The sequence below is a fragment of the Candidatus Paceibacterota bacterium genome (assembly GCA_041666545.1).
In the GTDB taxonomy this organism is placed as follows: domain Bacteria; phylum Patescibacteriota; class Minisyncoccia; order Phycocordibacterales; family JBAYGS01; genus JBAYGS01.
In genome coordinates this window covers 45,259-65,967 of the sequence record JBAYGS010000006.1, presented here as the reverse complement: position 1 = coordinate 65,967, position 20,709 = coordinate 45,259, and the positions used below count along the sequence as shown (strand labels likewise).

Here is a 20,709-nt window from a genome sequence, read left to right as displayed (position 1 = left end):
GGTGTTCTCTCGCAATTCTGTGCTCAAGCCCTCGGAAACTTTGGCTCCGGCGCAAGCTTGAACCTTTGTTTCTTAGGCCCTTTGACCCTCGGTCTGCTTCGGCGGATCGGGGGTCTTTTTATTTTTCATACTCTGTTTGCTATACTGTTTTCGAAATCATGTGTTACGCGGCGGCCACGGTTTCCGTGTCATGGTCTTAAGATATTTTTCCCGAGAGTTGTGTCGGGTATGCCTTGCGCAAGAGCGAGAAAAGTTTCTTCAAAAAATAACAAGAATTGGTACATGGGGTTGGCGGACTTTGATGTCCCGAATAAAATTCAACTCGTCATAATTTGGCGGGTGGTGATACGGATGGTTTTATGTACGATAACGCCGGTGTGCTTCGCGCGGTCAACGTGAAATGGAACGACGATTGTTGGAACGTGAACGCGAACTCTGTTGAGAACTCGAATAGGTGGAACGATGGCAACCAGGTGTTCTCTCGAAACTGTTGGTTTTCTCCTCGGCTTATGGCCGGGGAGTTTTTGCTAGCAAGCCTTTTTTCCAGCCACCCAATTGCCGGCCAATCTCTTCAAGTCTGCTGGAAAAGTCTGCGTATTTTTCATTTGATATAAGTTTGTTTTCCCAGGAAAGTTGAGTAAAGAATCTAATGACATCCAGTCGAGTAATAGCTTTGTTAAGAATCGGGATTTTGTTTTCGGGTGACAAGTAAGAAAGACAAAATGTAAGCTCGAGTGTATCGAGAAATGCTTGCTCAATTTTGTTTCCGACTCCGTAGCGTTCAATTTTAGGAAAATCACGATAGAAAACAAGCCAGACACGATAAGTTTCTTTCAGTTTGAGAATTACCTGTGGTAATTCTCGGGGGGGGGTAATATGATGGGGAGCATGAATCATGGCTATAACGATATCATATCTATGGAAAATTTATTTGGTGCATGGCGTGAATTTGTGCGTGGCAGGAAAAACAAAAATGATGTTGCTGAATTTTCCCTGAATCTTTCCAAAAATATTTTTTGTCTACATGAGGACTTGCGAACCAAGACATACCGACACGGGCCATACAAACATTTCAAAATTGCTGACCCGAAACCGCGTAATATTCACAAGGCAACAGTGCGAGATAGATTATTGCACCACGCTATCTATCGGATTTTGTATCCTTATTTCGATAAAAAGTTTATCCATGATTCCTACTCTTGCCGGAATTTCAAGGGAACACATCGAGCGATAAATCGGTTTAGAGATTTTGGTCGAAAAGTCTCGAGAAACAACAGTCGGACTTGCTGGGTTTTGAAGTGCGATGTCCGAAAGTTTTTTGCCTCAATTGACCACGAGGTTTTACTCAGGATTTTGGCGAAACAAATTTGTGACCGTGACACTCTCGGGCTTTTGGAACGAGTCATCGAGAGTTTCCAAACCGAAAGTCCAATCTACGCCATGGCTGAGATTAAAAAAGGTCTACCCTTGGGTAATCTTACTTCGCAACTTTGGGTGAACATTTATATGAACGAATTTGACCAGTTTGTGAAGCATAAACTGAAAGTGAAATATTATATCCGCTACGCTGATGATTTTGTGGTTCTTGATTCGGACAAAGGCAAACTGGAAACAATGTTACGATATATCGTACTATTCCTGCGAGAGAGGTTAAAGCTTGAACTTCATCCGGACAAAGTCAGTATCAAAACTCTGGTTTCAGGAGTTGATTTTCTCGGTTGGGTGAATTTCCCCGACCATCGGGTTTTGCGGACGGCGACGAAGCGAAGAATGTTCAAGAAGTCGGTTCTGAGCGACAAGCCGGAAACTCGGCAATCTTATTTGGGATTGTTGGGGCATGGGAATACATGGAAGCTGAGAAAGTTCTTGGCCGGCATAGCTACTTGACTATATACCCCCTAGGGGTATATACTGTCTGCATGGACAAAGCTAAGCTAGTAAAAAGATTAAAAATTATTGAGGGGCAGGTGAGGGGATTACAGAGTATGCTTGAAAATGACAAGTATTGTATTGATGTGATTACCCAAACTTCGGCCGTAAAACAGGCACTCTCCGGCGTCGAGGATGCCTTGATGGAAAGTCATCTGGGCAGTTGTTTGATAGATCAAATAAAGAACGGGAAAGACAAAAAGGCTGTAAAGGAGATTTTGAAAGTGTATAATTTAAAACGTAAATAATTTTTATGACTCCGGATAAAATAATTGTGATAATCGCCGGTCTAATTGCTATCGGCTTTATATATTGGTTTTTCTTAATGAAAAAAGGTAAGGCGGTCAAAGTTTTAGGTAATTCGGCGGACATTTCTGTGTTCGGCGGTTACACGCCGGAAGTGATTTCGATTCCGGTTAATCAGACGACCACGCTTAATTTCAAACGAACCGACCCGACCGAGTGTCTTTCCGAGGTGGTGATACCAGACTTCAAAATCAAGCGCGAGCTACCCCTGAACCAAACTGTCTCAATCGAGATTAAACCAACTAAAGTCGGTGAGTATCGATATTCCTGCGCGATGAATATGTATCACGGGAAAATCGTAGTCGTAGCTTAAAAATTTAAGGTTCGACCTTTTTGAAGATTCAAGGTCGAACCTTGCTGAAAATATGGAAACAACTAAAAAAACTTTTGCGATTAAGGGGATGCATTGCGCTTCGTGCGTGATGTTGATTGAACAGTCGCTGCAAAAAGTCCCCGGGGTGAAGAGGGCCGCGGTCAATCTCGCCACGAACAAGGCCACGGTGGAGTTTGAGTCCGAAAGGGTGACTGATGAAATCATCGGCAAGGCCGTTGAGGGTGCCGGTTACCAAGCTCGCTTGAGTCAGGAAATTGAAACCGAAGACGAGGCGAAAGTCCGGCGGCTTAAAAATCTCAAAGTTTTGCGAAACAAAGTGATTTTCAGTTTGGTTTTGGGCGCTTTGATTGTTTGGGGAAGTTTCCCCGGTTTGATGGAGACGGCGCCTGCGATTCTCAAAAATTTCTGGCTGCAACTTATTCTGGCTCTGCCGGTTCAGTTTTGGATCGGCTCGATTTTCTATCGGGCGGCTTGGCCGGCGCTTAAACACCGTACTGCTAATATGGATACTTTGGTCATGATTGGCACGACGGTGGCGTTTCTTTACTCGGCTTTTATTACGGTTTTTCCCGAGACGGTTTTGGCGCTTGGCATCAAGCCCGAACCGTATTTTGATGTGGCGGTCGTGATTATCGGGTTGATTTTGCTCGGGCGATATTTTGAGGAACGGGCGAAATTGGGGACGGGAGAGGCAATTCGCAAACTGATTGGACTTCAGGCCAAAACCGCGCGGGTTCTGCGTGATGGAAAAGAGATTGATTTGCCGATTGAGCAGGTGATAGTTGGTGATTTGGTGCGAGTCAGGCCCGGCGAGAAAATTCCGGTTGACGGCGTGATTGTCGAGGGGGCTTCTTCGGTTGACGAATCAATGGTGACCGGCGAATCCTTGCCGGCGGACAAAGCGACGGGGGATAAAGTTTTTGGCGCGACTTTAAACAAAACCGGCACTTTTACTTTTCGGGCTGATAAGGTTGGGAAGGACACTCTCTTGGCGCAAATTATTAAATTGGTGGAAGAAGCTCAAGGCTCGAAAGCGCCAATCCAACGGCTGGCTGATTTGGTGTCGTCATATTTTGTGCCGATTGTGATGATGCTCGCGGTTCTGACTTTTGTCGTTTGGTATGTCTGGGGACCGTCGCCGGCCGTGACTTACGCGCTTCTCAATTTAATTGCGGTTTTGATTATTGCTTGCCCGTGCGCGATGGGGCTCGCAACTCCGACGGCGATTATGGTCGGCACCGGCAAAGGCGCGACTCACGGGATTTTGATTAAGGATGCGGAAAGTTTGGAGTTGGCGCACAAAATTGACACGGTGGTTTTTGACAAGACCGGCACTTTGACTAATGGGACACCGAAACTCGCCGAGGTTGTCGCTTTTGGCGGACTTGATTCCAAGCGGGCGCTGACTTTTGCCGCTTCGCTTGAAAAAGGGTCGGAGCATTCACTCGCCGAAGCGATTTTGAAAGGCAGTGAGGAACAAAAACTCGGTTTGCTTAAGGTTGAGAAATTCCAAGCGGTGCCCGGGCAGGGGATTGTTGGTGAGATTGAAAGTCAGGAGTTTGCTTTTGGTAACCGGCGTTTGCTGACGGCGAGAGGAATTTCACTCGCCGAACACGAAAAAGATGTAGTGAAACTGGAGGACGAAGGCAAGACCGTGATGTTCCTCTCGCGCGGACGGGAACTTTTGGCGCTTATCGCGGTTGCCGATACGGCCAAAGATTCGGCCAAGGCCGGAGTAATGGCGCTCCAAAAGCTGGGTTTGAAAGTGGTGATGATTACCGGAGATAATCCGCGAACCGCCAAGGCGATTGGCGGAGCGCTTGGCATTACAGAAATTTTAGCCGAAGTTTTGCCGGGGGATAAAGAAAGTGAAATTCGCAAACTCCAAATGGCTGGCCGAAAAGTGGCGATGATTGGCGACGGCATCAATGACGCGCCGGCTCTTGCCGCCGCCGATGTCGGTATCGCGATGGGAAGCGGGACGGATGTGGCGATCGAGGCGGCCGATATTACTCTTATCAACAAAGACATCCGCTCCATCGCTTCGACCATCGCGCTTTCCAAGGCGACGATGCGGACCATCAAGCAGAATTTGTTTTGGGCTTTCGGCTACAATGTGATTTTGATTCCGGTCGCGATGGGTGCGCTTTATCCTGTCTTTGGTATTCTGATGAACCCGATTTTCGCCAGTTTGGCGATGGCGCTTTCGAGTGTTTCGGTGGTGGTGAATTCTCTTAGACTAAATGCTAAAAAGGTGTAGAATAGAATTATGACAGCTTCGATTAAATCGCAAAAAGTCTTATCCATTCTGGTTTTAATTGCTTTTATGGCGGTTGCGGTTTTGAGTTTTTCGGTAATGATGCATCAGGGCGTCGGCGAAGGAGGAAACGGCTGTTTGTTCGCTACCGGTGAAGTGTCGCTTTGCCCGCAAAATGCTTTGGCGCTGGTCGCTCATCATATCTCCGCCTATCTGGCATTTATTAATGTGCCGGTGGGTTCCAGTTTGTTTAGTGTGTTCGCGTTCCTCTTTGCGCTTTTGGTCTTGGCCCTTTTGATAATTCGTCAAGCGACAATTTTCAGTTCGCCTAATCTGGTTTTAGCCAGAAGTTTTGCCGATTGTCCGCCTAGGGTTGCCGCTCAAAGGAAAATAATTCGCTGGCTCTCGCTTCTCGAGAATAGTCCGGCTTTTTAGTTAGCGCCGAAAAACGAGGGGTTTTTCGTTTTTCGGCGCGCCCGCTCATTTTTGGCGGGCTTGTTGCTATTTGTTATTAAATTATGTTTCTCTAATTATTCAATTATGAAATTAAAAATAGTGATTATTGCGGTTCTCACGTTATTGATTCTGGTATTTATTCTGGTATGGGGCTATCCGAAGAATGTAAAAAATACCGGAAATACCAATACTGCATCAGTGGGGGATGTTGACCCAAGTTTTCATCCTGCCATCGGGTACGATACAGCTACTAGTACGCTCTATGCTCCGGAGATCTTCTATGATTTCGGCACGATCTCGATGAAAGATGGAAATGTGGAAAAGGATTTTACGATTACCAATCCAACTGCCAACGACATTAATCTCAAAAAGGTCACGACTTCCTGCATGTGTACTAAAGCTATATTGATTAGAGAAGACGGCAGTACCAAGGGGCCTTTCGGTATGCCGGGAATGGGTTATGTTCCGCCGGCCAATGAAATCATTAAGGCGGGGGAGAGTCGCGTTATTCGGGCGATTTATGACCCAAATGCTCACGGTCCGGCCGGAGTCGGGGTGATTGGTCGGTTTATTAATTTGGAGGATGAGGCAGGGAATGCGATCCAGTTGGAAATCAAGGCGCTAGTTAAGCCATAGAAAATGAAAAATTGAAATCTAAAAATGAAAATTAAAAATAAAAAATTCTGTGAAAAAACTTAAAATTACAATTGGAATAGTCCTGCTCGCAATCATCGGAGTTGTTATTCTGAAATTCAGCCCGGGCTTTTCGTCGTTCCTATGGAGTGTGAGTCAGGGCGGGGTTTGGCTTTTGCCTCTGGTTTTCTTCTCGGCACTCTTAGACAGCGTGCATCCATGTTCGTTCTCGATTCTTTTGATTACGATCGCATTTCTATTCGGTCTGCAACTCACACGCAAGAAAATTCTACAAATTGGCGGACTCTATATCTTCGGAATTTTCGCGGCGTATTTCGCAATTGGCATCGGGCTTCTGCAAGTGCTCCATATCTTCAGCGTGCCCCACTTTATGGGGAAGTTAGGGGCGGGGATGTTAATCGCTTTCGGCCTTTTGAATTTGCTCGGCGCGATTTTCCCGAAGTTTCCGATTCGCTTGAAAATCCCTGATTCGGCGCACGGGGCAATGAGCCGGCTCATCAACGTCGCTTCCTTGCCGGCGGCGTTTGGTCTGGGAATTCTTGTTGGGCTCTGCCAATTTCCTTGCATGGGCGGGCCGTACCTAATGGTTATCGGTTTGCTTCATGATTCGCTGACTTACTTTTCCGGTTTTGGCTATCTCTTGCTCTACAATCTGATTTTGATTGTGCCTTTGGTCGCGGTGTTGATTATCGCTTCCAGTCCAATCTTGATTGATAAAGTCAAAGACTGGCGGAGGACGCAACTACAAGATGTTCATCTTTGGGCAGGCTTGGCGATGTTGATTATCGGTCTTTTAATCTTATTCATCTAATATGCAAATTCTAAAAAAAATCTGTCCAATTTGCGCGCTCGTCAGTCTGACTTGGCTCACACTTCTTTTTCTGAAGGGGTTTGACTATCCGGTCAGCGAGCCGTTTATTGCGATGCTGATGGGTGGAAGTGCGGTCGGTATCTCCTATACCTTGAGTCGGAAAATTAGCGATCGAGAAATGTGGTGGAAATTAATATCTATTCCGTTTGGTTTCGCGGCGATGATCGCTTTACTCAATTTTGCCTGGCTATATTTCGGATTGGCGATTGTTGGGTATCTTTTGCTCTGGTTTGGTTTCAAAGGTCGGTCTGATGTTCAAGTAACTCGCGAAAGCCGGCAGGACATTGAAGAGAAATTAAAAAATTGTTGCTAACTTATGGAAAATAATCAACAGAAGCAAAGTCCTAGAGATTTTCTCGGCGTCTGTATCTTGCTTTCGGCGATAATTGTCGGCGGGGCGATTATCTACACGGCCGAGCCGGTGGCGACTTCTCCCAGCCAGTCAACTGAAGGGGAGAGCACCGAAACTGCTCGCACAGTTTCGGTGCTCGAAGCCCAAGTCCTGCCTGAAGCAGGGGTCGAGCTGCCGGTTGTTTGGGACGATTTGGGGGCGAAACTTACGAGTGTCGGGGCGATTGATGGCGAAAAATTCCGGGCGCTTTATCGGGCGCGCGGGGGCGGTTTCCCGGCCGAGTATGAAAAAATGCTTTCCGGTCAGAGTTCGGGGAAATTAAAGATTACTCAAGATAATGCTGGTTACCTCTTAAATCTTTTCTGGGCGCTTGGTCTTGCCAGCAAAAATCCGATTCTCGATTCTGGCGAAATGACCTATCCGGCTTACGGTGGCGCGGGAAATTTTGCTTCAACCGGCGGTTGGACGGTGGCCTTAGGCAACCCGATGGATCATTACAGTCGGCACCTGTTCTTTAGTCTGACGCCGGAACAGCAAGCGTTGGTTGATAAGGTTTCGCGGGGGATTTACCGCCCGTGTTGCAACAATTCAACTCATTTCCCGGATTGCAATCACGGGATGGCGATGCTCGGACTCTTGGAGTTAATGGCATCGCAAGGTGTCGGTGAAGAGGAGATGTGGCGGACGGCGCTCTCGGTCAATTCCTACTGGTTTCCGGATAATTATCTGACGATTGCCACACACCTGAAGAACAAAGGTGTTGATTGGTCGAAAGTTAATCCGCAAGAAATTCTGGGGCTCAATTATTCCAGCGCTTCGGGCTATGACAAGATTGCCGCACAAGCGAGTGCGCCCTCAAGTTCTGGAGGCGGAAGTGGTTGCGGTGTTGGTGCGGGTGTGAGTGCTCCTGCAGCTCAGGTGACACCATCTCGCCAGTCGAGTGGCTGCGGGATTTAGTTGGTGTATAATTATCAAAAATTACTAGTTAAATAAAAATATGATGGGATATTATTTTGGCGATGGGTTTTATGGCGGAGGTATGGGATTTCTCGGGGGTTTTATGATGATTATTTTCTGGGTGGCGATATTTTTTTTGATTGTCTGGGCGGTCAAGGAAGTTTCAGGCAAGAATAACGGCGGTAGTTCAAGTGGCAGTAAAAAGGCGCTTGATATTCTCAAAGAGCGTTATGCCAAGGGTGAGATCGACAAGGCGGAATTCGAGGCCAGGAGGAAAGATTTGGAGTAATTTCTAAAATCCTCGCACGGTAAACGTGTGGGGATTTTATCGGTATTATCAGCTTAATATTAAAAAATGGGAAAATTATCACTGAAGTCTTACATTTGGAAGTGTATTTTGGGAGTCGAGGTGATTTATGTTCTCTGCCTTTTGGGTGGTTACTTGCCTTGGCGGACAGCGGTCGGGACGGAGCTTCATCGCCAACTTTTTGAAACCTTGCCTGGTTTTGTCTGGGGCAGTTGGGGAAGTATTGTTCTCGGGGCGGTCTACGTCTTGGTCTTCGCTTGGATTTTCGGTTCCTATATGGTCTGGATGCACAACTCCAGTTTGAGAGGGGAGTAGAGACCTAGGCAGCTCTCAGTTGTGGTTAACGGCTCATATACACCATATGAGCCGTTAAAGTAGTCAGACAGTAAGTTTCCTGTATAATGGTTGTGTTTTATGGCATCACAAATTTACAATTTTCACGTTAATGGCATGCACTGCGCATCTTGCGTGCTTTTAATTGAGGGTGAGCTTAATGATTTGCCCAATATTTCAAAAGTAAAAGCTGACCTCAAGCATTTTACTGTTGAGGTTGTTGGTGATTTTGGCGATAAAGCCGAAGCGGTCATTACCGAAGAGCTTTCCAAAATCTTGGCTCCCCGAGGTTACAGCTTGTCAGTTGAGAAACAAACCAAGACTGGCGATTGGGGTGATTTTAAAATCGCAGTTCCGGTAGCTTTGGGCTTCGCAGTGCTTTTTGTGGCTCTGCAAAAAATGGGAATTGTGAATTTGGTGAGTGCGAGCAAAGTGTCTTTCGGCACGGCTTTTGTTATCGGGGTCATCGCCTCACTTTCAAGTTGTATGGCGGTGGTTGGTGGGTTAGTTCTCTCAATGTCGGCTACTTTTGCCAAAGAAGGGGATAAAGTTCGACCGCAAATTTTATTTCATCTCGGAAGAATAATTTCCTTCTTTATTCTTGGAGGAGTAATCGGGGCCATTGGTTCGGCTTTTACCCTGAGTACCTCGGCCACCTTTGTTCTGAATTTAATTATTGGCTTGGTGATGCTCGTGCTCGGTATTAATTTACTCGATACCTTTCATTTCGCCAAAAGGTTTCAGCTGACCGCGCCAAAATTTATCTCTAAGCATGCTTTAGGTGTGGCGAAAATTAATCACACCCTGACGCCGGCTCTGGTCGGTATCGCCACTTTCTTTTTGCCGTGCGGTTTTACCCAATCGATGCAGATTTTTGCGCTTTCAACCGGAAATTTTCTATCTGGCGCGCTCACCATGCTTTCCTTTGCCTTGGGTACTCTACCAGTTCTCGCAATTTTGAGTTTTAGTTCATTTAGCATCAAGAATAGCTCCAAGTCAGGGATATTTTTTAAGTCTGCTGGCCTGGTCGTGATTTTGTTTGCTATATTTAACCTGATTAACAGTTTAGTGGTGGTCGGTTTAATCCCGCCAATTTTTAACTTTTAGTCCCGTTAGAAATTGGCCATTAGTAAATGGCCAGATTGATTAGATATAAGTAACTATATTAGCTAAATAAATTACATTGATGATGAGCCGCATAACACAACAAAATATTTCTAACGGGATTAATCCTGTTAGAGACCGCAAGGTTATGTATTACACATATTTTATTAAAAGCTTGAAGGACGGTACATTTTATACGGGTTCAACCGGTGACCTTCGGAAACGCCTTAACCAACATAATACCGGACGCTCAAATTATACAAAAAGCAGACTTCCGTTTGAATTGTTATATTATGAAGCTTGTCTTGATGAAAGTCGTGCCAAGGCGAGAGAATTATTTTTAAAATCTGGGATGGGCAAGCGCTACCTGAGACAGAGGTTAGGCGTTTCCGGTCTCTAACATGATGAAATCAACAGTCATTTCAATTTCAATTGCCGTTCTTCTTATCATCGGTGCTTTTGCGTTGGCCAAAAATAATTCAAATGGCAGTCTGGAGAACGGTCTGCCAGCCAATAATGTGTCGATTGAAAATGGAGTGCAAATTGTCCAGATTCGCGCCAAGGGAGGTTATCAGCCAAGAATTAGTAACGCTAAAGCTGGGCTACCGACGATTTTGCGTTTCAATACCAACGGGACTTTTGACTGTTCCGCTTCTGTGATTATCCCGAGCTTAAAAATTAGCCAATTCCTGGCAACAAGCGGTTCAACCGATATTGATTTGGGTCTGCAATCAGCCGGCCGTCTCCAGGGCAGTTGCGGTATGGGCATGTATCCTTTTGAGATTAACTTTAGCAATTAGTTAAGGTAATACCGTGAAAAAATTGTTAGCAATTTTTGTCCTGGGATTTATTTTAAATTTGATTTGGGAAAATTGGCACGCTTTCTTGTATGCCAATTATCAGGGTGGGGCAATAACCGAGTTTATTTTGCTCCGGGCCACGCTGTTTGATGCAATTTTTATCTCGATAATCTGCTGGCCTTTTATCTTTTATCCAAAAGTTAAGCATGCCGGTTTTGGGGTTGCGATTCCGGGTCTAATCTTGGCGGTTCTAATAGAAAAATTTGCTCTTGCCACCGGCCGCTGGGCTTACACTGATCTGATGCCGATAGTGCCAATTTTAAATGTCGGCCTGACTCCGGCAGTTCAACTAGGGCTATTGGGATTTTTGTCTTATACTATCTCCAGTCGTTGGATTTTGCCAAAAATCTGACGCCGGCCTTATTAATTTTTTAGTTATTCTTAGTTCGCAATTTTAATTATGACCTGTTTTAAAAAGACTATTGGTTTTTTGGCCTTGGCCATTTTTGTAATCGGCAGTCTAGTTATTGTAATCAAGTCGGAAGCGACTAAGCCCAATCTCGACGCTTTTGGTTCGGGCATGGGCACTGGTGGGGCGACCCGAACTGTTAGCGATGGTTCAGGTGCGATTTCTGCCGGTGGCTACACTTTGGCGGAAGTCGCGAGGCATAATTCCGGCGCAAGCTGCTGGGTGGCTATTGCTGGGGGAGTTTATGATGTGACATCTTTTATTGAACGGCACCCAGGAGGTTCTGATGCAATTTTGTCGCTTTGCGGGGTTGATGGTTCCAGCGCTTTTGACAACCAACACGGCGGGCAGAGCAAGCCGGCAGAGGAGCTCGTAAGTTTTAAAATCGGCGTTCTTAAAAATTAACTAAACTTCAATGGAGTCAAATAAATTTGAAAATTTGGAGAAAGCTGGGCCGGTAATTTTGCGCTTCGGCTTAGCCATTGTTTTCCTGTGGTTCGGCTTCAGCCAGTTGGCAAACCCGACTCAGTGGACTTCCTTTTTACCCAGTTTTATTTCAATCGCGCCAATCTCGGCCGTCAAATTTGTTTTACTCAATGGGTGGTTTGAGATTGTCGGAGCGGTTCTTTTAATTCTCGGTACCTACACTCGGCCAGTGGCTCTGCTTCTGGCGCTTCATTTGTTCGGAATAACTTTCACGATTGGTTGGAATGCCTTGGGTATTAGAGATTTTGGGCTGTCTATCGCCACTCTGGTTATCTTCTTGCAAGGAGCAGGCGGTTTCTCGGTCGATAATTTTAAGGAAAGGACTAGTACGGGTCTTAGCCAGTAATTTGAATGCTCAAAGTCCCGTATTTCAAGCAAGATAACAATTATTCCTGCGGGGCGGCAGCTTTGCAGATGGTTTTGCGATTTTATGGCGAGATTTATAGTGAAAAACATCTAGCGGAAGTTCTTGGTTCAAACAAAGATTTTGGGACTTCTCATCAAGCAATGATTGATTTTGTCAGAAAGGATGGTTTTCATGTTCACGAAGCCGATTTCGCTAGTCACGATGACCTTAAGGAGTTTTTATCTAAAAATATTCCCGTGATTGTTAATTTTCTGGAGCCTGAAAGCAATGAGGGCCACTATGCGGTAGTTATAGGCTGTGAGGTTGGCCATATTTTTTTGAATGATCCTTGGGACGGAAAGGGGTTCAAACTCACAATCGAGGCTTTTGAAAAGCGCTGGATCAATGGTGCCGGCACCTCGACTCATTGGCTAATGGCAATTTTGCCAAAGCATTTTCAACATGTGGCAAAAAATTAAAAATTTCTTTTTTCGACACGAAAGAGGTCTATCTTCGCTCGCGATGGTAGCGGGCTTTGTTATTGATAACCTGACGCTTAAGCGGATTGACCGCTATGCCGAGAATCTGGCTTTTCTGGCTTACTTGATGGTGATAACCATATCAATCTTGCTCCTCAACATTGCAGAAGAAAAAAACTGGGGCAAAAAATTGCTTTCTGGTCTCCATCCATTTTTCTTGATTGCGATGCAGTTTGCAATTGGCGGACTTTGGAGTGGCTTTCTGGTTTTTTACTCTCGTAGCGCCGATTTTGTTCAAAGCTGGCCGTTTCTTCTGCTTCTGGTCGCGCAACTTTTTGGCAATGAGCTACTTAAAGCAAAGTATGCCAGGCTCCAACTACAGGTAGGAATGTTTTATTTTGTGCTGTTTTCGTATCTGATTTTTCTCGTGCCGATTTTAGTTAAAAGAATTAACACCGGAACCTTCATTCTTAGTGGCTTTGTCAGTCTGGTTGCCGTTTATTTGTTTATCAAGCTGTTGCACTTGTTAATACCGATTCGGCTTGAAGAAAATCGGCGAAAACTGATTTGGACCATCGGTGGAATTTTTTTCACCATCAATGTACTTTATTTTACCAACACCATTCCGCCAATCCCGCTCACCGTTAAGGATTCAGGTGTCTATCATTCTGTCTCCAAAAATCAAGACGGCAGTTACTCTCTGGGTTTTGAAACCAAGACTTCTTGGGGACTGTCGGATTGGTTTAGACCATACCAACCAATTCATTTAAGTCCGGCCGACTCCGCATATGCTTTTAGTGCTATTTTTGCTCCGACAGATTTTTCCCTAAAAATTTTTCATATTTGGCAATATTACGACGAAACAGATGGAGTTTGGGTTTCGGCAGACAAAGTGCCACTTTCAATTAGTGGCGGTCGGGAAGGCGGCTACCGAACTTATTCAGTCAAGTCCGGTCTGGCACCTGGACTTTGGCGGGTCAATGTGGAAACGGAATCCGGGCAAATTTTAAGGAGAATTAAGTTTAAGGTAATTGCTAGCTGAGCTGTCTCGGCAAGTCCAGATTTTGTTGCTATAATTTTCAGGTGCAAACTATTTACAACTTCGATTTAAAAGTTTTTAGCGCCTTAAACGGATCTGCCGGTATGGGGTCGGTGGCTGATGGTGTGATAGTTTTTCTGGCCAACTATCTGCCTTACTTTGTTGTGGCCGGCCTTTTGTTTTGGCTCTGGCGTTCAAAGGCTGAAGTGGGCTTGCGTCTACAGGTTGGGACGATGGCCTTATTTAGCGGTTTGGTCGCTCGTTTCGGGGTGGCGGAAATAATTCGACTCTTTTATCATCGACCACGGCCGTTTGTATATCACAGCGTATCTAAGTTGTTTTCTGAGAGTTCCTATTCTTTTCCGTCTGGTCACACTATCTTCTTTTTCGCTCTGGCGGCGGCTGTCTATTTTTACAACCCACGCGCCGGCAACTGGCTTTTTGTCTTGGCGGCGGTTATTGGTGTTGCTCGAATCGCGGCCGGAGTCCATTATCCCTCGGACATTTTGGCTGGGGCAATTTTAGGCATTATCACAGCCTATATTATGGTTAAGTTGGTCGGCCCGGTTTTAGCCAAATTTCTAAAAACGAATTAAAATGCTGGCTTCAAAAATCAGTTTGGATAACGCCAAGAAGGACAAACTCTTTTATTTTGTCGCGAATGTGGTTATTTATCGCGAGAGCGATGGACGTTGCTTGATCTTGAAGAGGGATGAGAGGGAAAAAGTCCACCCGGGTCGCTGGGGAGTGCCGGGTGGCAAATTAGAGTGGCGTGATTTGCCGATTGGTAAGCCGACCAGATTAAATGGCGAGGTTTTGGATTTTGAAAATTCCGTTGAAGATTTGCTGGCGCGTGAATCGCTCGAAGAAGCCGGAGTAGAAATCGAAAAAGAACTTCATTACTCAAACAGCGTCGCTTTTATTCGGCCGGATGAAACCCCGGTAGTTTTGGTAAAATTTGCTGCTAAATATAGGGGCGGGGAAGTTGTCCCGGAAAAAGGTGGTTTTACAGAGTTTGCATGGGTAAACGAGGACGAGGTTAAGGAATACCAATGTATTGACGGTATCTGTGAAGAAATTTCCCGAACGGTTAATCTTTTTCGGTCTTAGGCTATAATAGCCGGTATGCCAAAGATACTTTATGGCCGAACGGTTCGCGATCAAATTGCTCTCAGTTTGACCGAAGAAATTGAAAAACTTGCTGACAAACCGCTGTTGGCGATTCTTCAGGTTGGTAATGATTCTCGCTCGACCGCTTACATCAAGCAGAAAAAAATTTTTGGTGAGAAAATTGGAGCGCGAGTCAAAATTTTTAATTTTCCTGAATCGGCGGTTCAGTCAGAAATCATTGCCAAAATTAGGAGTTTAAATTCCGATCGGACGGTCCACGGCGTCATTATCCAAATCCCGCTACCTTCGAGTTTAAATCGGCAGGAAGTCATCGACACAATCGACCCGTTAAAAGATGTTGATGGCCTGACAACCTCGAATCAAAAATTTTTAGCCGATGGTCAGCCGAGATTAATCCCTGCCACAGCCAGAGGAATTTTTGAGTTATTGGAGTACTACCAAATTTCAGTTGTCGGCAAGAGAGTGACCGTCATGGGGCGTTCGGCCTTGGTTGGCGGCCCGACTGCTAAGTTGCTCGCGCTTAAAGGTGCGGAGGTAAAAGTTGTGCATACTCAAACCGAAAAACCTAAGGAGGTGACAAGTTGGGCGGATATTCTGGTCGTGGCAATTGGCAAAGCTCAAAGGGTTGACGCGAGTTATTTGCGAAAAGGTCAGGTCGTAGTTGATGTCGGCGTTAATTCAGTCTCTGGCGATAAATTGGCTGAAGAAATTTCCGGGGCCAAGTTGGTTGGTGATGTTGATTTTAAACAGGCGGAGGGTCTGGTTTCCGCCATCTCACCCGTGCCCGGCGGGGTTGGGCCAATGACTGTGGCAGCATTGTTTGAAAATTTACTAATGGCCTACAAGATGCAAAATTCTGTCCGCCAGGTATAATCTAAGAATCAAAAATATTAATAGCTAATTTAATCATATGGATAATAAAGATAATCAAAAAATGTGTTGCGTTTCTGGTCATGGCTGCGTTAAAAAAGCGGTGGCTACGGCTCTGATTTTGCTCGCGCTTTTCTTGTTGGCTAAAACGGTAAGTGAGATTAAAAGTTATGGTTATATCGGTCGCGAAGTGCCAGCCCAAACCACGATTACTGTAAATGGCAAAGGCGAGGTTGTGGCGATTCCGGATACAGCGTCAGTTTCTTTTTCAGTCACCGGACTTAAAATGAATGTCTCGGATGCTCAAAAAGATGCGACCAAACTTGGAAATTCGGCTGTCGACTTTCTGAAAAAATCAGGGATTGAAGAGTCGGACATTAAAACAACTTATTACAGCATTTCACCTCGGTACGATTATGTTAAATCGGATGTGAACATTTACGGCCGACAAGTCTTGAGTGGTTATGAAGTCAGCCAAGGCTTTGAGGTAAAAATTAAGGAGATTGCTAATGCCGGCAAAATCCTAAGTGGTCTTGGCGGTCTCGGTGTTCAGAATGTAAGCGGGCTTACCTTCAAAGTGGATAAGGAAGATACCTTGAAGTTGGAAGCTCGCACCAAAGCTATTACTGACGCCAAGGTTCAGGCTGACAAGTTGGCCGATGAGTTGGGGGTCCGTCTAGTGAGAATTGTTAACTTCTCTGAGGGTGGCAATTACCCGATTTACTACAGCAAAAGTGAGGCTATGGGTATGGGTGGCGATGTCGTGTCGGCCCCCTCTGTCCCGGTTGGGAAAAATACCATCACCTCTAATGTGATGATTACTTACGAGATCCGCTAGTCAAGAAAAAGTAGATCAAAAAGCCGGCCTTGCAGCCGGCTTTTTGTATTGCTAGACTGCCGATAGTTCTTTAAGGCGAGCTTTGGGCTCGAAAACCGACCACAACCATCAACCGGAGGGGATTATGACGGAAGCCAAGTGTGAAAAGTTCATCTCGAAGGGTCAGCCGAAATTGCGCAATCTGATTTTTGTTGAGATAACCGAAATGGGCGAAATTACCTGGTTGAATACTTGCCCCAAGGACATCACTTTGCGACTGAAGAATCAGACTTGGGGCCTGAAACAGCGTTCCCATTCTGCCGGTGACAAGGAGCGGTTCGGAAAAAGATTGCCAGTTGAATTTTTCAGGATTGGCGCTAGACTCCGGCGCTTTTGTCACTTGAAGCCGGGGACAATCGCTGTTCTGGACGGTAGCAATGAATGGCAAATGGCGGCCCTGGACAAGATTATCCGGCGGTTGATTCGCTGGGGGGTTCTGGTTCAGCCCAAAGGTGCGGTCTGGCCCAGATTTGCCTCGAAATCAGACGAAAGTGAGGCAATGATTGACCTCCGGCTTGACGGCGGGGCTGGTTTGGTTTAGACTACAGGTCCGCTTTACAGTTCGCCGAATGCCCGGCAGCTTGGCTGTATAGCGGCCACGACCGGCAGGGGACAAAATCTCCTGCCGGTATTTAATTTCTTGGATTTGACTTTTTTGACGAATAGGAGTAATATCTTAGTACTGACCTCTCGGGGCAGTTTTTTAAACTTAAGCGTGTGCGGGTAAACTAAAATCAATTATAATTAAAACTTATGGGATTTCTAAACTACATTAAAGAGACCAGAGGTGAAATGAAGCATGTGGCCTGGCCGACCCGAAAGCAGGCTATTACTTTTACGATTGTGGTAATCGCGATTTCCGCGCTGGTTGCGATCTTGCTCGGTGTTTTTGATTTTATCTTTTCTTCCGGTCTGGCTAGACTTTTGATTCGTTAATTAATTAAAAAGTAATCTATGGCAAAACAATTACAAACAGGTGAAAGAAGTTGGTACGCCATCCACACTTATGCTGGCTACGAAAATGCAGTGGCGAGAAATCTCAAACAGCGTATCGAATCTCTGGGTATGGAAGACCGAATTTTTAATGTCTTGGTGCCAACCGAAAAGAAAATTAAAATCAAAGGCGGTAAGCGAGTCGAGGAAGATGAAAAGATTTATCCCGGCTACATCCTGGTGGATATGATTGTCACCGATGATTCATGGTATGTTGTTCGCAACACGCCGCGCGTGACCGGCTTCGTCGGTTCCGGAGTTTATCCTGTGCCACTTGAAAAGAAGGAAGTCGACGAATTGTTCCGCCGAATGAATACTGATGTCGTTAAGCACAACATCGATCTTTCAATTGATGATGCGATTATTATTGCCGACGGTCCATTTAAAGATTTGGAAGGTAAGGTGAGTGAAATTGATGAGGCCAGGGGCAAAGTCAAAGTCTTGGTTTCCATGTTTGGTCGCGAAACTCCCGTTGAGCTCGACTTCTTGCAGATTAAGAAAATTTAGTAAAATAACCAAACACCAAGAAACAAACACCAAACAAATTTCAAATCATAATAACCAAATCAGGGTCTGCAGGTTGGAACTTGATTATTGCGCCCCATTTGGTTATTGTATCTTGGTTATTGTAACTTAAATCAATATGGCTAAAAAAATAATTAAAAAACTCAAATTGGTAATTCCTGGAGGCAAAGCCAATCCGGCACCGCCAGTCGGTCCCGCACTCGGCCAGGCTGGTATCAACATCGGCGATTTTGTCACCAAGTTTAACGCCGCTTCGAAGGATCGAATGGGCGACCAAGTTCCGGTTGAGATTGCAGTCTACGAGGACCGAACTTATAGCTTCGTTCTCAAAACCTCTCCGGCCTCCAGTCTGATTTTGAAAGCGATTGGCAAGGAAAAAGGTTCGGGTAAACCTAATCTTTCCAAAATCGGCACAATTACCAAAGCCAAAATTAAGGAGATTGCTGAAATGAAAATGGCTGACTTAAACGCGAAAGATTTGGCCGGTGCCATGAAGATTATCGAAGGCTCTTGTCGTTCTATGGGTGTGGAAGTGGTCCGCTAAAAAGGATTCAGCTAAAATTAAAATTCAAAAACCGTTCGCAATAGCGAACGGTTTTTGAATTTCCGCAAGATTTGTTCACGCCCGCCAATTTTGCTATGCTCTGGGTATGACAGAAGCCAATTTGACGGTCAATAAAGGGATTTTCGGCATGGGCTCAAACTTTAACCACCGCTATTTTTCCGATCATAAAAAATTAAAAAAAGTTGTCGATCACTGCAAAGGTTTGGGTCTTAAAATTGTGCTCACCCAAGGAACTTATGACATGGTACACATCGGGCATGCGAGGTATTTTGAGGAGGCGAAGAAACAAGGAGATTTGCTGATTGTTGGAGTTGATAGCGACGAAAAAGTCCGCGCGAGCAAAGGTCCGGAGCGACCAGTTGTGCCTCAAGAAGAGAGACTTGAGATGGTGGCCCATCTTCGGCCGGTTGATATTGTGGTTTTAAAACCATTATCCAAAATCAAATGGTCTCTCACTAAAAACATTCGGCCGGATGTTTTAGTGGCCACCAAAGAAACCTATTCGTCGCAAGAGATTAAAGAGCTTGAGAAGTATTGTGGGGAGGTCGTGGTTCTAGAGCCGCGCGCTACCACCTCGACTAGTGCTAAAATCAGGCGCTTGCAGATTTCCACTGCCAAAAATCTTGGTCAGGCTCTGACTCCTCGGATTATGACGGTGATCGAAGAAGTTTTGGAGGAAATAAAAGATCGGGCCGGGCAAAAAAAGAAGGCTAAGAAAAAATGATGAAAAAGGCGGTAATCGCTTATGTGCCGGTTTTGCACGAAGGCTACCGGCGTTTCTTTGAAAAGCATCAGGATGCCGAGATTTTTTATATTTTAGGCAAAGATCTGATTGCCCTTGAGGATTATTTAAGGAAAGAGATTCGCGAACTTAATCCGATTTTAATGGTTGAAGCAATTAAGGGTTTAGGTTTTAAGCCGGAAGTAGAAATTTTGGAAAAGGATAAGCTAATCAAGCTAATTCAAGCTAGCAAAGCTAATGAAGCCATCTTCGTGCTACCCGCTGAGGACGTTTGTAGAAGAGTGGCTAAAGAATTTTTGTCAGGCCAGGAAGTTATTTTTGATTCGGTTTTTTTGCGCTTAGACAAGCATAAGACTATGGAAGAGAAACCGGTTGAGGCTGATCAGAAAATTTCCCAAGCTGATTTTGATAGGGAAGTGATTGGAAAATTAAAAATCGAAGCCGAAAAAAGCTCGGATTTCTGGCGACACATCGGCGGAGCCATCGTGCGAGACGGTAAAATTATTGCAGTTGCCCACAATGAGCATCTACCATCACAGCATTCCCCATATGCAAATGGCGACCCTCGAACAACCTTACATAAAGGCGTAGGAATCGAGTACTCAACTGCGATTCACAGCGAAGCAAAACTCATTGCCGAGGCGGCCAGAGACGGGGTATCGCTTAAAGGAGCTGACTTGTATGTGACGATTTTCCCTTGCCCGGTTTGCGCCAAGCAGATTGCTTTTGCTGGCATCAAACGACTTTTTTATGCCGGCGGTTATAGCATCTTGGACCAAGAAAAAATTTTAAAATCTAAAGGTGTGGAAATAATTTACGTCGAAAGCGAAAAGTAAAAAACTTCCCACTCGGGAAGTTTGCAGTTGGACTTTAGGGTAGCGCTTTAATTCTTTGTTCAAGCCGTTCAGCCATTTCGGCAGGGAGGCGACCTTCGATCAGAAGGCACTCGGAGGCGGCAAGCTGTTCGATGGGAAAACCTTGAGTCAGTTTCTCAAAGATCACTGCTCGTTCCCGGCAGGTTGCAATCTGAGTCGGGTCCTTGGCAAAGGTGGCCCGGACATTGCCGGTCCTGTCAGGTACTTGGATGTGGGCATGCAGATGACGAATCGTGCTCGCGTTGTAGTTGGCATCTCCGAATCGCATGGCGATGCCACCGCCGGGGATTTGGAACCGATGTATCGCCCAGCGGCAAAGTGATCCAAAAGCGCTCCAGTCCTCAGGTGCTAGGTTGTCGACATCGGCTTGATGGCTCTGGTGCGCAATGACCAAGTGATGCTTGGAATGCTTGTAGGGGAAAGGATTTTTCCACAGGCGCCAATTACCAACCGCCAGAAGAACTGGATTTCGCGCGGTGTCCAATTCGCAAAAAGGACACTCGCCTTTGAGGATTTTTTGACGCAGCTCCTGATAATATTCAAGAGTGCGGCAGTCGCCAAGTGAACCAATAGTCGGGTCATCGAGTAAGGACAGGTCAAGGGACATATGAACCTTTCGGTTGATTGTTCTTGCCCAATCCTACTCAGCAGA

31 protein-coding genes are annotated in these 20,709 nt (G+C 45.5%); 29 read left to right on the top strand and 2 right to left on the bottom strand.

Translation table 11 applies throughout. The features are described 5' to 3' along the window. Window positions 1-507: 507 nt before the first annotated feature. Window positions 508-897, bottom strand: a complete 390-nt coding sequence (locus WCT25_04900; protein MFA6536737.1) for a four helix bundle protein — start codon at window positions 895-897, stop codon at window positions 508-510. A gap of 21 nt (window positions 898-918) precedes the next feature. On the opposite strand from WCT25_04900, the gene WCT25_04895 reads away from it, so the two are divergent. The 29 genes from WCT25_04895 (at window position 919) to WCT25_04755 (ending at window position 20,018) form a co-directional block, all read left to right on the top strand. Then, window positions 919-1,887: a reverse transcriptase/maturase family protein gene (locus WCT25_04895; protein ID MFA6536736.1), complete on the top strand. Its 969-nt coding sequence runs from the start codon at window positions 919-921 to the stop codon at window positions 1,885-1,887. 32 nt (window positions 1,888-1,919) lie between these two features. Further along, a complete protein-coding gene (locus WCT25_04890) occupies window positions 1,920-2,177 on the top strand; it encodes a metal-sensitive transcriptional regulator (GenBank protein MFA6536735.1) in 258 nt (85 codons plus the stop codon). 5 nt (window positions 2,178-2,182) lie between these two features. Continuing rightward, entirely contained in the window at window positions 2,183-2,548 is a 366-nt protein-coding gene (locus WCT25_04885) for a cupredoxin domain-containing protein (GenBank protein ID MFA6536734.1), read from the top strand. A gap of 52 nt (window positions 2,549-2,600) precedes the next feature. Then, complete coding sequence (locus WCT25_04880) at window positions 2,601-4,829, top strand: heavy metal translocating P-type ATPase (protein MFA6536733.1); 2,229 nt, start codon at window positions 2,601-2,603, stop codon at window positions 4,827-4,829. Between the two features lie 9 nt (window positions 4,830-4,838). Then, complete coding sequence (locus WCT25_04875; protein ID MFA6536732.1) at window positions 4,839-5,261, top strand: hypothetical protein; 423 nt, start codon at window positions 4,839-4,841, stop codon at window positions 5,259-5,261. A 105-nt stretch (window positions 5,262-5,366) separates the two neighbouring features. Continuing rightward, window positions 5,367-5,918 (top strand): DUF1573 domain-containing protein, encoded by a 552-nt coding sequence (locus WCT25_04870; GenBank protein ID MFA6536731.1) that lies wholly within the window; start codon window positions 5,367-5,369, stop codon window positions 5,916-5,918. A gap of 49 nt (window positions 5,919-5,967) precedes the next feature. Then, entirely contained in the window at window positions 5,968-6,747 is a 780-nt protein-coding gene (locus WCT25_04865; GenBank protein ID MFA6536730.1) for a cytochrome c biogenesis protein CcdA, read from the top strand. A 1-nt stretch (window position 6,748) separates the two neighbouring features. Continuing rightward, window positions 6,749-7,120, top strand: coding sequence for a hypothetical protein (locus tag WCT25_04860; GenBank protein ID MFA6536729.1), 372 nt, complete (start codon window positions 6,749-6,751; stop codon window positions 7,118-7,120). A 3-nt stretch (window positions 7,121-7,123) separates the two neighbouring features. After that, on the top strand, window positions 7,124-8,116 hold the full coding sequence (locus tag WCT25_04855; GenBank protein MFA6536728.1) for a hypothetical protein: 993 nt from the start codon (window positions 7,124-7,126) through the stop codon (window positions 8,114-8,116). 40 nt (window positions 8,117-8,156) lie between these two features. Then, a complete protein-coding gene (locus WCT25_04850) occupies window positions 8,157-8,405 on the top strand; it encodes an SHOCT domain-containing protein (protein ID MFA6536727.1) in 249 nt (82 codons plus the stop codon). A 66-nt stretch (window positions 8,406-8,471) separates the two neighbouring features. Continuing rightward, window positions 8,472-8,738 carry a hypothetical protein gene (locus WCT25_04845; GenBank protein MFA6536726.1) on the top strand — a complete coding sequence of 89 codons (267 nt, stop codon included), beginning with the start codon at window positions 8,472-8,474 and terminating at the stop codon, window positions 8,736-8,738. Window positions 8,739-8,837: 99 nt separating this feature from the next. Next, entirely contained in the window at window positions 8,838-9,863 is a 1,026-nt protein-coding gene (locus tag WCT25_04840; GenBank protein MFA6536725.1) for a sulfite exporter TauE/SafE family protein, read from the top strand. An 82-nt stretch (window positions 9,864-9,945) separates the two neighbouring features. Continuing rightward, window positions 9,946-10,260, top strand: a complete 315-nt coding sequence (locus WCT25_04835; protein ID MFA6536724.1) for a GIY-YIG nuclease family protein — start codon at window positions 9,946-9,948, stop codon at window positions 10,258-10,260. 1 nt (window position 10,261) lies between these two features. Further along, window positions 10,262-10,660, top strand: a complete 399-nt coding sequence (locus WCT25_04830; protein MFA6536723.1) for a cupredoxin domain-containing protein — start codon at window positions 10,262-10,264, stop codon at window positions 10,658-10,660. A gap of 13 nt (window positions 10,661-10,673) precedes the next feature. Further along, the gene (locus WCT25_04825; GenBank protein ID MFA6536722.1) at window positions 10,674-11,072 is read left to right on the top strand and encodes a hypothetical protein; all 399 of its coding nucleotides are present in this window, start codon (window positions 10,674-10,676) and stop codon (window positions 11,070-11,072) included. A 48-nt stretch (window positions 11,073-11,120) separates the two neighbouring features. Beyond that, entirely contained in the window at window positions 11,121-11,534 is a 414-nt protein-coding gene (locus WCT25_04820) for a cytochrome b5-like heme/steroid binding domain-containing protein (GenBank protein MFA6536721.1), read from the top strand. A 10-nt stretch (window positions 11,535-11,544) separates the two neighbouring features. After that, window positions 11,545-11,961, top strand: coding sequence for a DoxX family protein (locus WCT25_04815; protein MFA6536720.1), 417 nt, complete (start codon window positions 11,545-11,547; stop codon window positions 11,959-11,961). 5 nt (window positions 11,962-11,966) lie between these two features. Beyond that, the gene (locus tag WCT25_04810) at window positions 11,967-12,440 is read left to right on the top strand and encodes a cysteine peptidase family C39 domain-containing protein (protein MFA6536719.1); all 474 of its coding nucleotides are present in this window, start codon (window positions 11,967-11,969) and stop codon (window positions 12,438-12,440) included. Further along, entirely contained in the window at window positions 12,424-13,482 is a 1,059-nt protein-coding gene (locus WCT25_04805) for a DUF2914 domain-containing protein (GenBank protein MFA6536718.1), read from the top strand. The genes WCT25_04810 and WCT25_04805 overlap by 17 nt, the downstream gene beginning before the upstream one ends. A gap of 41 nt (window positions 13,483-13,523) precedes the next feature. Continuing rightward, on the top strand, window positions 13,524-14,075 hold the full coding sequence (locus tag WCT25_04800; protein MFA6536717.1) for a phosphatase PAP2 family protein: 552 nt from the start codon (window positions 13,524-13,526) through the stop codon (window positions 14,073-14,075). 1 nt (window position 14,076) lies between these two features. Beyond that, window positions 14,077-14,589 (top strand): NUDIX domain-containing protein, encoded by a 513-nt coding sequence (locus tag WCT25_04795; GenBank protein ID MFA6536716.1) that lies wholly within the window; start codon window positions 14,077-14,079, stop codon window positions 14,587-14,589. 15 nt (window positions 14,590-14,604) lie between these two features. Then, the gene (locus WCT25_04790) at window positions 14,605-15,483 is read left to right on the top strand and encodes a bifunctional 5,10-methylenetetrahydrofolate dehydrogenase/5,10-methenyltetrahydrofolate cyclohydrolase (GenBank protein MFA6536715.1); all 879 of its coding nucleotides are present in this window, start codon (window positions 14,605-14,607) and stop codon (window positions 15,481-15,483) included. A 37-nt stretch (window positions 15,484-15,520) separates the two neighbouring features. After that, a complete protein-coding gene (locus WCT25_04785; GenBank protein ID MFA6536714.1) occupies window positions 15,521-16,318 on the top strand; it encodes an SIMPL domain-containing protein in 798 nt (265 codons plus the stop codon). An 82-nt stretch (window positions 16,319-16,400) separates the two neighbouring features. After that, window positions 16,401-16,898 carry a hypothetical protein gene (locus tag WCT25_04780; GenBank protein ID MFA6536713.1) on the top strand — a complete coding sequence of 166 codons (498 nt, stop codon included), beginning with the start codon at window positions 16,401-16,403 and terminating at the stop codon, window positions 16,896-16,898. 212 nt (window positions 16,899-17,110) lie between these two features. Next, the gene (gene secE, locus WCT25_04775; GenBank protein ID MFA6536712.1) at window positions 17,111-17,293 is read left to right on the top strand and encodes a preprotein translocase subunit SecE; all 183 of its coding nucleotides are present in this window, start codon (window positions 17,111-17,113) and stop codon (window positions 17,291-17,293) included. Window positions 17,294-17,311: 18 nt separating this feature from the next. Beyond that, window positions 17,312-17,857 carry a transcription termination/antitermination protein NusG gene (gene nusG, locus WCT25_04770; GenBank protein ID MFA6536711.1) on the top strand — a complete coding sequence of 182 codons (546 nt, stop codon included), beginning with the start codon at window positions 17,312-17,314 and terminating at the stop codon, window positions 17,855-17,857. A gap of 136 nt (window positions 17,858-17,993) precedes the next feature. Continuing rightward, entirely contained in the window at window positions 17,994-18,419 is a 426-nt protein-coding gene (gene rplK, locus WCT25_04765) for a 50S ribosomal protein L11 (GenBank protein ID MFA6536710.1), read from the top strand. A gap of 106 nt (window positions 18,420-18,525) precedes the next feature. Beyond that, a complete protein-coding gene (locus WCT25_04760; GenBank protein ID MFA6536709.1) occupies window positions 18,526-19,164 on the top strand; it encodes an adenylyltransferase/cytidyltransferase family protein in 639 nt (212 codons plus the stop codon). Further along, the gene (locus WCT25_04755; GenBank protein ID MFA6536708.1) at window positions 19,164-20,018 is read left to right on the top strand and encodes a deaminase; all 855 of its coding nucleotides are present in this window, start codon (window positions 19,164-19,166) and stop codon (window positions 20,016-20,018) included. The genes WCT25_04760 and WCT25_04755 overlap by 1 nt, the downstream gene beginning before the upstream one ends. Window positions 20,019-20,052: 34 nt before the next feature. On the opposite strand, the gene WCT25_04750 is transcribed toward WCT25_04755, so the two are convergent. After that, window positions 20,053-20,664 carry a hypothetical protein gene (locus WCT25_04750; protein ID MFA6536707.1) on the bottom strand — a complete coding sequence of 204 codons (612 nt, stop codon included), beginning with the start codon at window positions 20,662-20,664 and terminating at the stop codon, window positions 20,053-20,055. Window positions 20,665-20,709 lie beyond the last annotated feature (45 nt).